The sequence below is a fragment of the Martinezella lusitana genome, assembly GCF_016901135.1.
GTDB classification, from domain to species: domain Bacteria; phylum Pseudomonadota; class Alphaproteobacteria; order Rhizobiales; family Rhizobiaceae; genus Rhizobium; species Rhizobium lusitanum_D.
Genome location: NZ_JAFEVL010000075.1, coordinates 395,734 through 408,347 on the forward strand (window position 1 = coordinate 395,734; position 12,614 = coordinate 408,347).

Annotated in this window: 8 protein-coding genes and 1 pseudogene; 2 read left to right on the top strand and 7 right to left on the bottom strand. The window is 61.8% G+C overall.

From position 1 onward, the window contains the following. Positions 1-2: 2 nt before the first annotated feature. Positions 3-884, bottom strand: coding sequence for a LysR substrate-binding domain-containing protein (locus JTP94_RS33650; protein ID WP_204854671.1), 882 nt, complete (start codon positions 882-884; stop codon positions 3-5). Here JTP94_RS33650 and JTP94_RS36115 point away from each other — a divergent pair. Both JTP94_RS36115 and JTP94_RS33660 read left to right on the top strand, forming a co-directional pair. Beyond that, a pseudogene (locus JTP94_RS36115) lies at positions 884-1,048 on the top strand (hypothetical protein); the annotation flags it as partial. The gene JTP94_RS33650 and the pseudogene JTP94_RS36115 sit on opposite strands and share 1 nt — an antisense overlap. Continuing rightward, positions 1,000-2,022 carry a YeiH family protein gene (locus tag JTP94_RS33660; RefSeq protein ID WP_204854672.1) on the top strand — a complete coding sequence of 341 codons (1,023 nt, stop codon included), beginning with the start codon at positions 1,000-1,002 and terminating at the stop codon, positions 2,020-2,022. The pseudogene JTP94_RS36115 and the gene JTP94_RS33660, both read left to right, overlap by 49 nt. Here JTP94_RS33660 and JTP94_RS33665 read toward each other — a convergent pair. The 6 genes from JTP94_RS33665 to JTP94_RS33690 form a co-directional block, all read right to left on the bottom strand. Beyond that, positions 1,985-3,817, bottom strand: a complete 1,833-nt coding sequence (locus JTP94_RS33665; RefSeq protein WP_204854673.1) for a bifunctional diguanylate cyclase/phosphodiesterase — start codon at positions 3,815-3,817, stop codon at positions 1,985-1,987. The two genes, JTP94_RS33660 and JTP94_RS33665, sit on opposite strands and share 38 nt — an antisense overlap. A 134-nt stretch (positions 3,818-3,951) precedes the next feature. Beyond that, positions 3,952-5,736: an IlvD/Edd family dehydratase gene (locus tag JTP94_RS33670; RefSeq protein WP_204854874.1), complete on the bottom strand. Its 1,785-nt coding sequence runs from the start codon at positions 5,734-5,736 to the stop codon at positions 3,952-3,954. Between the two features lie 7 nt (positions 5,737-5,743). After that, the gene (locus JTP94_RS33675; RefSeq protein ID WP_349010757.1) at positions 5,744-6,697 is read right to left on the bottom strand and encodes an NAD(P)-dependent oxidoreductase; all 954 of its coding nucleotides are present in this window, start codon (positions 6,695-6,697) and stop codon (positions 5,744-5,746) included. Positions 6,698-6,973: 276 nt separating this feature from the next. Beyond that, a complete protein-coding gene (locus JTP94_RS33680; protein WP_204854675.1) occupies positions 6,974-10,171 on the bottom strand; it encodes an efflux RND transporter permease subunit in 3,198 nt (1,065 codons plus the stop codon). A gap of 132 nt (positions 10,172-10,303) precedes the next feature. Further along, positions 10,304-11,491, bottom strand: coding sequence for an efflux RND transporter periplasmic adaptor subunit (locus JTP94_RS33685; RefSeq protein WP_204854676.1), 1,188 nt, complete (start codon positions 11,489-11,491; stop codon positions 10,304-10,306). Between the two features lie 172 nt (positions 11,492-11,663). Beyond that, positions 11,664-12,476 (bottom strand): alpha/beta hydrolase fold domain-containing protein, encoded by an 813-nt coding sequence (locus JTP94_RS33690; RefSeq protein ID WP_204854677.1) that lies wholly within the window; start codon positions 12,474-12,476, stop codon positions 11,664-11,666. Between the last annotated feature and the right edge of the window lie 138 nt (positions 12,477-12,614).

A 12,614-nucleotide genomic window follows, 5' to 3' on the forward strand; every position in this document is an offset into this window, starting at 1 on the left:
GGCTAACCCTTGCACATGGCTTCCAGCGTCAACGCCGCCTTGCTGGCGTGGCGCTCCTTATGACGTAGCAATCGGAAGCTGCGGGCGGGCAAATCGAAGCTGGCTTGAACCAGCAGGCCCTGCCCGAGATAGGCCCTGGCTGCCGCACTGGAAATAGCGGCCGCACTTTGTCCCGCGCAAGCAGCTGACAGCACGGCCTCGTTCGAGGGCAGGACAAGCGCCACCTTGAGATCACGCGGCGAAGCGCCGAGCTTGGCAACCGCATTTTCGAATTCCGATCGGGTGCCGGAACCCTCTTCACGCATCACCCAGGATGTGTCGCTGGCAAGATCGGCCGCGGCCAGCTGCCGCCCGTCCGCCCAGGGATGGTGTGGCGGCACGACAATGACGAGCGCATCCTGCGCAACGATCGTCATCGACAGCGCCGGCGCATCCACCTCACCTTCGATAAAACCGAGCTCGGCCGCGCCGTCGATGACGGCCTCGGTGACCGTGCGTGTATTGCCGATCGTCAGGTCCAGTTCAATTCCAGGATAATCGCGATGAAACCGCATCAGCAACGGCGGCAGCCAGTAGCTGGCGATGGTCTGGCTGGCATAGAGGCTGAGCTGACCCCGCTGCAGGCCGCCCAGCTCGGACAGCATCAGTTCGGCCGAACGCACGCGGGCCAGCGTCGCCTTGGCTTCGCCGAGGAAGGAGCGGCCCGTCTCCGTCAGCTCGATCCGCCTGCCGACGCGGTGAAACAGCTCCACGCCATAATAGGCTTCGAGGTTCTTGATCGCCGAACTGACAGCCGAAGGCGTCAGATGAATGGCTTCCGCGGCATGCGTCAGATGTTCCCGCTCGGCGACGGCGACGAAAATGGCGAGTTGCTCGAAGGTCATGGGAAATCATTCTAATTTATCGAACGAAACGTAGGATAATATTCGATGGATGTCCACATCGGGAGATGAGACTTTCCTGCCGTCACTCAATCGGAATAACGAACGGCAGTACGAAATGTCCCATGCACAGCGCGCAAACAGGATTCTTCCCGGCCTTGCGCTGACCTGCGCCGTTGCGCTTCTTGCCTATGCCGGCGAGCACCTTGAGGAAGGTATTTTCGGTGGCAGGTGGATCGAAAGCCTGGTGCTTGCCATCGCACTCGGCATCGTCGTCTGCACCATCAAACCGCTGAAGCCAAGCATGCGGCCTGGTATCGATTTCAGCGCCAAGATCCTGCTGGAAATCGCCATCGTCCTTCTCGGCGCATCCATCAGCCTTTCGGCGATCCGGGGCGCGGGCGTCTGGCTGATTGCCGGCATCGCCATCGTCGTCGTCCTTTCGATCGCTGCGACCTATATCATCGGGCGGTTGCTTGGCCTGCCGCCGAAGCTGGCAACGCTGATCGCCTGCGGCAACTCGATATGCGGCAACTCGGCCATCGTTGCCGTTGCCCCCGTGATCGAGGCGGACTCGCAAGAGATCGCAGCGGCCCTCGCATTCACCGCCGTACTCGGCATTGCGGCCGTATTCCTGTTGCCACTTCTCTATTTTCACTTTGGCATGAGCGTGCCGCAATACGGCACGCTGGCCGGACTTACTGTCTACGCCGTACCCCAGGTGCTTGCCGCCACCGCCCCGGTCGGCCTTCTCGCTGTGCAGACCGGCACCCTTGTCAAGCTCGTGCGCGTCCTGATGCTGGGACCCGTGATCTTCCTGCTCGGCATCCTTACCAAGGCCGAGACAATGGGTTCAGATGGGCGCAGCGGCCACCATCATTCGCTGGTTCCGTGGTTCATCTGCGGTTTCCTTGGGCTGATGGCACTGCGCTCCTTCGGCCTCATTCCGGACGCACTGATCACCCCGATGGAATCGGTCTCGGGCATCCTGACTGTCATCGCGATGGCGGCACTCGGGCTGTCGGTGAATATCCGCTCGGTCGCCCACGCCGGCGGCCGCGTGATTGTAGCAGCCACATTGTCGCTGCTGATGCTGGGCGCCGTCAGCTACGCTCTGATCGTTGCCTTGCAGATCCAGTAGTCCGCCCCCCCCCACCAGTCGAGGATCGGTTCTTGCCCGATGTGCGAGCCGATTTCAGCAAAGCGGCGGTATCGCTTTCCGAGGAAGGATAGCCGATGGCGTAGCCCTGAAGTTCATCGCAGCCGACCTCTGCCAGAATGCGCGCGTGCTCTTCGGTCTCGACACCCTCGGCGACAACCTCGACATTCAATGTCCGGGCGATTTCGACGATCGAGCCGACGAGGCGGCGCTGCTCGTCTGACACGGTTATTGCCGTCACCAGCTGCCGGTCGATCTTCAGCCGCTTCGGCTTGAGCTTGACCAGACCGATCAGCGAAGCATGACCCGATCCGAAATCGTCGATTTCAATATCGATCCCCATCTCCTTGATCGCATCGATATTGGCCAGCACCCTATCATCGGGATCGTCGAGGAAGATGGTTTCCACCAGTTCGAAGGCGATGGCCTGGCGCGGTATCTTCAGCGCCTGCAACCCCTCGATCAGATCGGGGTCGGCAAGCCGGCGTCCGGAAATATTGACGGCAATGCGCGGCGGCGTGATACCTTGCGAAACCCAGGCGGCGCGATCGGCAAGCGCGCGCTTCAACACGGCGGCATCGATCTCGGCCGTCAGCCCATATTCGTCTGCCACCTTGAGGAACGCTGCCGGGTGCAACAGTCCCTTTTCCGGATGCCGCCAGCGTGCCAGCGCCTCCAGCCCGACGATGCGGCGGCTGCGCGCATCCACCTGGATCTGATAGAAAGGCTCAATCTGACGCAGCACCGGCGCCAACCGCAACTCATCAGCCAGCTGACGTTCCGCGTGCAGGTCGGACTGGAGCTGCGGCGTGAAGAATTCGACCCGATTGCGCCCGAGCTTCTTGGCCTGGAAAAGCGCCACGTCGGATTCCGCCAGCAGGTTACCCGCGCTGTCAGCCCGGTTTGAGGCCACGCCGACGGATGCGCCGATCCGCAGCATTTCATTGCCGAAGCGCACTTCGCGCCGCAATCGCGAGAGAATATCGTCCGCGATGGCTTGCAGCTTTTCGGCACTGCTGACATTGACCAAAACAGCGACGAACTCGTCACCGCTGACACGGGCCACAATGTCGTTGGCGCTGATCGCGCCGGAGATTCGCGCTGCCGCGCTCTGCAAGGTCGCATCCCCGGCCGCGTGGCCCCATTTGTCGTTGATCTCCTTGAAGCCGTCGAGATCGATATGGAGCACGGCCAATGTCTGCCCCGCATCATCCTTGCGCAATTCGGCCAGCCGGCGGTCGAAATAGCGTCGATTGGGAAGGCCGGTCAGATAATCATGATCGGCGGCATGCTCGATACGGGCGCGGCTTTGCTCAAGCGCCACCGCGCGCGCTTCGGCGATGGCCTTCTGGCTGCTGAGCTCGCGATTGAGCAGGACGTCGGCGGTGACATCCCATTCCGCGCCGATGAAGGACGGCGCACCATCGGGACCTTCATAGAAATGAGCGCGTGAGCGCAGATGCCGCACCTCTCCGTCCGGCAGGACGACGCGAAACTGCGAGTTATAGAAACCCCTTCCGTCGAGGGCCGCCTGAAAGTCGCCGAGCGCGCCCTCAACGTCTTCGGGGTGCAGGGATTTCAGCCAGACATCGGACGATACCTTGCGATCCTGGCGACCGGTTCTGTAGAGCTTGTGCATCTGGGTATCCCAGAGCAGTTCCTCATCCTTGATATTGTGCTGCCAGACACCGATTTGAGACGCCTCCAGCGCAAGCTCCAGCCTTCTCAAAAGGTCCTGGAACTCTTCCTCTGTTCGCCCTGACGCCGCCTCTGCCAACCGGCTTCACCTCCTTGGGACACATTGAGAGATTACGCACATGCAACTGATATATTTGCACTACTCCCTTACACGAACTTTAATGCCCGCGCGCGTGTCGTGACCTAGCCTGCGATTTCCATCGATATCCTTAGCTAATGATTGTGCCGCGGTGGATTGGCCGCGATGTTGCGGAAATCGGCCGCGCCATCGAGCACGGCACCGTCGGACAGCTGCGTCACGGAGCGGCGATAGATGCGCTGCCATGGCGTTGCGTCGGGCGGGACGGCCGGGATGCCATCGCCCTTTCGACGCTCGATTTCCGCCTCGTCCACCAGCATGTCGCAGCGACCGTGATTGAAATCGATGCGAATGATATCGCCGGTCCGCAGCCAGGCAAGCCCCCCACCGGCAGCGCTCTCCGGCGAAGCGTTGAGGATCGAGGGGCTGTCGGCCGTGCCCGACTGGCGGCCGTCACCGATTGTGGGAAGGCTACGGATGCCCCGCTTCAGAAGCGCGTCCGGCGGCTGCATGTTGACCACTTCGGCGGATCCCGGCCAGCCGATCGGCCCGGCACCCCGAATGACGAGGATGGTTCTCTCGTCGATGCCGAGATCGGCGTCGTTGATGCGCCTGTGATAATCCTCGGATCCGTCGAAGACCACCGCCCTGCCCTCGAACACGCCTTCGTGGCCCGGCTCCTGCAGATAGCGAAGGCGGAAGTCTTCCGATACGACGCTCATCTTCATGATGGCGAAATCGAAGAGATTGCCCTTCAGCACGAGGAAGCCGGCCCGCTCTTTCAACGGCTCGGCAAAGGGGCGGATAACGTCTCGATCCGTCGCTTCGCGCCCCTTCAGATTCTCTGTCATCGTCCTGCCGGTCACCGTCGGACAGTCGCCATCGAGCTTGCCGGCCTGCAGCAGCTCCCACATCACCGCGGGTACGCCGCCGGCACGGTGGAAGCGTTCGCCGAGATAGGCGCCCGCAGGCTGCACATTGGCCAGAAGCGGAATGTCGAAACCATGCACCTGCCAATCGTCGGGATAGAGCTCGACGCCGGCATGCTTGGCCATCGCGGCCAGATGCGGCTGCGCATTGGTCGACCCGCCGATGGCGGAATTGACGCGGATGGCGTTCAGGAAGGCCTGCCGCGTCAGCACGTCGGACGGCTTGATGTCCTCAAGCACCAGTTCGACCGCGCGCCGCCCGGTGCGATAGGCCATCTGCCCGCGCTCGCGATAGGCGCCGGGAATGGCCGCGCAGCCGGTAAGCGACATGCCGAGCGCCTCGGCCATCGCATTCATGGTCGAGGCCGTTCCCATCGTATTGCAGTGACCCACCGAAGGAGCAGAGGCGAGTGACGCCTCCATGAATTCCTCTTCGTCGATCTCTCCGGCCGCCAGCTTGCGGCGTGAGCGCCAAATCACCGTGCCGGACCCGGCAAGCTCGCCATCGTGCCAACCATCCAGCATCGGCCCGCCTGACAACACGATCGCCGGAATATTCACGGTGGAGGCCGCCATCAGCGCCGACGGCGTAGTCTTGTCGCAGCCGGTCGTCAGCACGACCCCGTCGAGCGGATAGCCGTAAAGCACTTCGACGAGGCCGAGATAGGCGAGATTGCGGTCAAGTGCGGCCGTCGGGCGCTTGCAGTTCTCGAAGATAGGATGGGTCGGAAATTCGATCGGAATGCCGCCGGCATCGCGAATGCCGTCGCGCACGCGCTTGGCAAGATCGAGATGGTGGCGGTTGCAAGGCGTGAGATCGCTACCGCTCTGGGCGATGCCGATGATCGGCTTGCCCGAGCGCAGTTCTTCCGGCGTAATGCCGTAATTCATGAACCGCTCCAGATAGATCGCGGTCATATCCATATGATCCGGATTGTCGAACCAATCCTGCGAACGCAGGCGACGCTTGGATGCACCCTTATCGCTCATCTCTTCCTCAAGCCTTTCCTCGGGCATTCTTGTCTTCCAGATGCTGCAGCAAACCGCTGTGATCCTGTTCGCCGCCGCCATTTTCGACGAATTCGGCAAATTCGGTCCTGACGACTTCTGTCAGCGGCAGGTGAAGCGACAGGCTTTGCGCGGCAGCAAGAACCGTATCGAGATCCTTCAGCTGGTTGCGTGCCGTTCCGCCCGGCTCGAAATTACGCTCGATCATGCGCTGGCCGTGCAGATCCAGGATTCTGCTTTCAGCGAAACCGCCGCGAATGGCGGCACGGAACGCCTCGCGCGATCCACCACCGGCTTCGACCAGCAACATCGCTTCCGCGACGGCACCGATGGTCACCGCAACGATCTGCTGATTGCCGAGCTTGGCAAGCTGGCCGGTGCCACTCGGCCCGACGCGGGTCACGCGACCGAGCGGTGCCATCACATCGCGAACGCTGTCTATGACATCGGCATCGCCACCGGCCATGATCGCCAAAGTTCCGGCCATAGCGCCGGCCACACCGCCGGAGACCGGCGCATCGATATGCCGGATGCCGCGTTCGGCAAGCTTGAATGCGTGTTCACGGGCGACTGCCGGCGATATCGAGCTGTTGTCGATGACAACGGCGCCTGGCTCCAGCGCCTCGGCCACCCCGCTGCCGAACAGAACTTCGCTGACGGCACCGCCATTGGTCAGCATGGTGAAGAGCACCGATGCCCCCCGCGCCGCCTCGGCCGCAGTTGCGGCGAGTGTCGCGCCGTCATCCGCCAAGGGATCGGCCTTGCTCCGGTCGCGATTCCAGACGGTGACCGGAAAGCCGGCGGCCAGCAGCCGCCGCGCCATCGGCGCTCCCATCAGACCCGTTCCGAGAAAGGCGATCTTTCTGCCGCTCATGGCAAGCGTCCTCCGACATAAATTTGTGCCGGCCCCGCCATCGCGCGGCCACCGATCATGCCGATCGATTCGGCAAGGACGTCATGCACGCAATTCTCCTTGAACCTCGGGCGTCAACGGCAACTCCTCTTGCCCGACGCACGTCAATCAACTCGTCCAAGAGCTTGATAAACCTATGGTGCCAGCATGCAAAAGAAATCGGCGCGCATGCGGCAAATTCTTCAAAAAACCAGATGCCCGAAATGGCAGGAGTGGAAAAGCGGCTGCACAAAAACAAAAAGGGCGGGACCTAGCGGTCCCGCCCGTGAACGTATCAGGCACTGGAGTACCATCCGATACGGCACCCTATTCGGCGGCGATGGGGAGCACCTCGGCCGAATGGTCGTTGTCGTTGCTGTGATGCTGCTTCAGCGGACGGTTGCCCGTCAGATTGCGGATCAGCACGTAGAATACCGGCGTCATGAAGATGCCGAAGAAGGTGACGCCGATCATGCCGGCAAACACCGCCACGCCCATGGCCGCACGCATCTCGGCACCGGCACCGGTGGAGGTGACGAGCGGGACGACGCCCATGATGAAGGCCATGGAGGTCATCAGGATCGGGCGCAGACGCAGACGGCTGGCCTCGATAGCAGCCTGTATCGGCTTGCGGCCTTCCAACTCCAGCTCGCGGGCGAATTCCACGATCAGGATCGCGTTCTTTGCCGAGAGACCCACCAACACCATCAAGCCGATCTGCGTGAAGATGTTGTTGTCGCCCCCCGTCAGCCAGACGCCCGTCAAGGCAGCCAGCACGCCCATCGGCACGATCATGACGATCGCAAGCGGCAGTGTGACGCTCTCATACTGGGCTGCCAGCACGAGATAGACAAGCAGCAGGGCCAGAGGGAAGATGATGATACCCGAGCTGCCGGCCAGGATCTGCTGGTAGGTCAGATCCGTCCATTCGAAACTGATGCCCTTGGGCAGGGTTTCGTTGGCGATGCGCTCAACGGCCGCCTGTGCCTGACCGGACGAGAAGCCCGGAGCCGGACCACCGTTGATATCGGCGGCGAGGAAGCCGTTGTAACGCGTCGTCCGCTCGGGACCGGTGCTGGCCTCGACCTTCAAGAGCGCCGACAGCGGGATCATCTGACCCGATGCCGAACGGACCTTCAACTGACCGATGTCGCTAGCATGAGCACGGAACTGGGCGTCCGCCTGCACACGCACACTGTAGGTACGACCGAAGGCGTTGAAGTCGTTGACATAGAGCGAACCCAGGTAGATCTGCAGCGTATCGAAGACATCCGTCACCGAGACGCCGAGCTGCTCGGCCTTGGCGCGATCAAGGTCCGCATAAAGCTGCGGCACGTTGATCTGGTAGCTCGAGAACAGGCCGGTAAGCTCCGGCGCCTGATAGGCCTTGGCAAGGAATGCCTTGTTGGCCTGGTCAAGCGCCAGGTAGCCGAGGCCGGCGCGATCCTCGATCTGCATCTTGAAGCCGCCCGTCGTGCCGAGGCCCTGGACGGGCGGCGGCGGGAACATGGCAATAAAGGCGTCCTGGATGCCGGCGAACTTCTGGTTCAACTGCATGGCGATGGCGCCGCCCGACAGATTCGGCGTCGTGCGCTCCTCGAACGCCTTCAGGGTCACGAAGACAATGCCGGCATTGGACGAGTTGGTGAAGCCGTTGATCGACAGACCCGGGAAGGCGATGGCATGCTCGACGCCCGGCTGCTGCATGGCGATGTCGCTCATGCGGTGGATGACGTCATCCGTGCGGTCGAGGGTCGCGCCGTCAGGTAACTGCGCGAAGCCGATCAGATACTGCTTGTCTTGCTGCGGCACGAAGCCGCCCGGAACGGCATGGAACAGGAAGTAGGTCGCACCGATCAGCGCGATGTAAACAACCATGACAACGCTCTTCAGCGACAGGATACCGCCGACGCCCTTGCCGTAAGCGTTCGAACCACGGTGGAACACCTTGTTGAAGCCGCGGAAGAACCAGCCGAATACCGCATCCATAATCCGCGTCAGCATGTCCTTCGGCGCGTGGTGGTCCTTCAGGAGAAGGGCCGCCAGGGCCGGAGACAGCGTCAGCGAGTTGAAGGCGGAAATCACGGTCGAGATAGCGATCGTCAGGGCAAACTGACGATAGAACTGGCCCGACAGACCGGAAATAAAGGCAAGCGGCACGAAGACAGCGACCAGCACGAGAGCGATCGCGATGATCGGACCTGAGACTTCCTTCATGGCGCGATAGGTCGCGTCACGTGGACTGAGGCCGTTCTCGATATTGCGCTCGACGTTCTCCACGACCACGATGGCATCATCCACGACGATACCGATCGCCAGCACCAGGCCGAAGAGGCTGAGCGCGTTGATCGAGAAGCCGAAGACATACATCACCGCGAAAGTACCGATGATCGAGACAGGAACGGCGATCAGCGGGATGATCGAGGCACGCCATGTCTGCAGGAACAGAATGACGACGACGACGACCAGCGCGATGGCTTCGAGCAGCGTATCGACGACCTTCTCGATCGAAGCGCGCACGAACTGCGTGGTGTCGTAGACGATTTCATATTTGACGCCGTCTGGCATCGCCGTCTGCAGCTCGTTCATCGTTTTGATGACGTTGTCCGAGATGGTGATGGCGTTCGAACCTGGGGCCTGGAAGACCGGAACGGCGACCGCCGGCTTGCCGTCGAGCAGCGAGCGCAGCGAATAGTCCGACGCGCCGAGTTCAACGCGGGCGACATCGCGCAGACGCGTGATCTCGCCGCCGCTGCCGCTCTTGACGATGATGTTGCCGAACTCTTCCGGCGTCGTCAGGCGGCCTTGGGCGTTGACGGAGAGTTGCACGTCGAGACCGGGAACGTTGGGCGACGCGCCGATGATGCCGGCGGCGGCTTGGACGTTCTGCTGACGGATGGCGTTGGCGATGTCGCTGGCGGCCAGACCGCGCTCGGCCGCCTTCTGCGGATCGACCCAGACGCGCATCGAATAATCGCCCGAACCGAACACCTGAACCTGACCGACGCCCTCGATGCGGGCCAGACGGTCCTTGATGTTCAGCGTCGCGTAGTTGCGCAGATAGGTGATGTCGTAGCGATTGTCGGGCGAGATGAGGTTGACCACCATCATCAGGTCAGGCGAGCTCTTCACCGTGGTGATGCCGAGGTCGCGGACGTTCTGCGGCAGTCGCGGCTCGGCCTGCGAGACGCGGTTCTGCACCAGCTGCTGCGCCTTGTCCGGATCAGTGCCGAGCTTGAAGGTGACCGTCAGCGTCAACAGACCATCCGAGGTCGCCTGGCTGTTCATGTAGAGCATGCCGTCGACGCCGTTGATCTGCTCTTCCAGCGGCGTCGCCACTGTTTCGGCGATGACCTTCGGATTGGCGCCCGGATATTGCGCCGTGACGACGATCGAGGGCGGCACGACCTCCGGATATTCGGAGATCGGCAGCAGCCGCATGCCGATCAGGCCGGCGACCAGGATGAGGACCGATAGCACTCCGGCAAACACCGGACGGTCGACGAAAAATCTTGAGATGTTCATGGCAGAACCCTCTCCAGGGGGTGAATCAAGAGGACACGAGGCCCGTGCCCCCGACCCACCGAGGCGTCACGAGCATTGCAAATCGGAACATTGGAATGGCGGCCGGAAGATTTTACCTTCCGGCCGAATACATTACTTCGCGGCGACCTTCTCCTCCGGCTTCGGATCGACCACGGCGCCCGGGCGAACCCGCTGCAGGCCGTTGATGATGATCCGATCGCCGGCATTCAGGCCGGAATTGACGATGCGCATGCCGTCGGAGGTATCGCCGAGACTGATCGGCCGATACTCAACCTTGTTGTCGGCCCCAACAACGAAGACGAACTTCTTGTCCTGGTCGGTGCCGATTGCCCGCTCGCTGATGAGAAGCTTGCTCTCAGCCTTCGGCTGGCCCATGCGCACCCGCACGAACTGGCCGGGGATGAGACGCCCACCCGGATTGTCGAAGACCGCGCGCACGGTGATGGTGCCGCTTGCGGCATCGACTTCATTGTCGATCAGCTGCAGCTTGCCGTTGACCGGCGTGCCGTTGTCGTTCGCTGTACCGATCTGCACGGGGATCTGCTCGACCGGTGGTGCCGCGCCATTGGTGACCGGAAGTTCGGCCAGCGCCTGGGTAACGGTCTGTTCGCTCGCATTGAAGCTCGCATAGACCGGATCGACCGAAACAAGCGTCGTCAGCGCCGGCGAGGACGAACCGGCAGCAACCAGATTGCCGACGGTAACCGCAATCTTACCGACGCGGCCGGAGATCGGAGCGCGAACCTGCGTGTAGTCGAGGTTCAATTGCGCCGTCTGCAAGGTTGCTTGCGCCGCCTTCACATTGGCATCCGCTTCGGCGTAATTGCTGGCGCGTGTATCCATGTCGCTCTGCGAGATCGTTTTGTTGTCGAAGAGCTTCTGACCGCGGTCGACTTCAACCTTCGTTAGGTTAAGCCTGGCCTTTGCCGCTCCGACCTGGGCCTGAGCCTGGGCGACGGCCGCCTGGTATGTTGCCGGATCGATCGTCACCAGCAGGTCGCCCTGCTTGACCAGGGCACCTTCGCGGAATTGCACGGACTGAATTGCGCCGGCCACACGCGGCCGGACTTCAACCCGGTCGATGGCTTCAAGCCGGCCGGAAAACTCCTGCCAGGACGTGATGTCGCGCAGCTCCACGGCAGCAACGGTGACGGGGACGGCCGGCATTGCCGCCGGGCCAGCCGCCTCGGTTGCTTGAGCGCCGCGTGGCAGCTCAAGATAGAAAGCTGCGCCTGCAACAGCCGCAGCAACACCCATGCCGGCGCCCCACAGGGCCCAGCGCTTACCGTTGGACTTCATGTTATTCTCTCCTTTGGCACCGCCTTGGGAAACGGGGCCGAAAATTCCTAGTATCTCAATACAGTCTGGGGTCCGAAGCACTGCGCATCCGCGCGAAGATCACTTCGGCTTTCTGCCTCCAGCATCCCGTCCAATTCCGCGACTTCCCTCGCGATCGGGATGCTGTAGTCGATCAAGCCTGCACTTCTTCGACAAAGCCCTTGAAACAACAGCAAACATCTTGCCGCCATGAGGGCCTGTCCTTCGACTGTCCGCCGTAGAGGGTGGGCCAGCCTGTCCCGGCGGGAAGGACTTGCTGGCGAACACGGACGCCAGCCGCTTTCAGCCGGCTGCCGTATTCCATGCTCTCGTCGCGGAGCGGGTCGTCCTCGGCCGTGAGCACCAATGCCGGCGCGAGGCCCGAAAGCCGCGAACAGTATCGAGGCGCCGCATAGGGGTGGCAGACACCGCCCAGGAAACCCAGGTATCGGTTCCAACCCTCCGTCCAGCGCTCGCGCATGCCGCTTTCCTCCGCCTGGAGGAAAGATTTCGATCCCATGAAGGGGTCGAGCAAAGGCGATATCAACACCTGTCCATCCAATGAACCGGGCATCTGATCGCGCGCCTTTAAAGCGACACCTGCCGCTACATTGCCACCCGATTCCTCTCCGGCGACAAACAGCAGTGATTTTTTCGCTCCACCCAGCGCAAGCATGTTTCGCTTGTTGCTGAGATAGGCGAGAATCCCGTAGGCGCATTCAAGCACCTGCGGAAAAGCATTCTGATTGCCGCTGGTATAGTCCGCAGCAACCACGATCGCGCCGGCTTCCGCGAGGCTTACGGCCACCGGCCGGTCGATTGCGTGATTTGTGTCCAGAAAAGCGCCGCCGTGCAGATAGAGCACGAGAGGCGCCGCCTTCTTCAAACCTTCGCCGTTGTAGATCCGAGCTGCCACCGGCCCCGTAGGCACGTTTTCCAGCACAACATCTTTCCACGGCGCACTCATCGACCCAAATCCTATCTGCTCGAGTGAATATGATCTCTTCCAGAAGCCGCTTAGCATGCCTTGGAACCATATTCTCGATAGTGCGGTCTTCAGCGCCCCGTGCCGCATTGCAACAATCTTGGAAACAACATATTGTTA

Excerpts from the sequence above, each read along its gene's own strand:
- JTP94_RS33685 (WP_204854676.1), bottom strand. The coding sequence starts at position 11,491 with ATGAAGTCCAACGGTAAGCGCTGGGCCCTGTGGGGCGCCGGCATGGGT.
- JTP94_RS33670 (WP_204854874.1), bottom strand. The coding sequence starts at position 5,736 with ATGAGCGATAAGGGTGCATCCAAGCGTCGCCTGCGTTCGCAGGATTGG.
- JTP94_RS33680 (WP_204854675.1), bottom strand. The coding sequence starts at position 10,171 with ATGAACATCTCAAGATTTTTCGTCGACCGTCCGGTGTTTGCCGGAGTG.
- JTP94_RS33650 (WP_204854671.1), bottom strand. The coding sequence starts at position 884 with ATGACCTTCGAGCAACTCGCCATTTTCGTCGCCGTCGCCGAGCGGGAA.
- JTP94_RS33690 (WP_204854677.1), bottom strand. The coding sequence starts at position 12,476 with ATGAGTGCGCCGTGGAAAGATGTTGTGCTGGAAAACGTGCCTACGGGG.
- JTP94_RS33660 (WP_204854672.1), top strand. The coding sequence starts at position 1,000 with ATGTCCCATGCACAGCGCGCAAACAGGATTCTTCCCGGCCTTGCGCTG.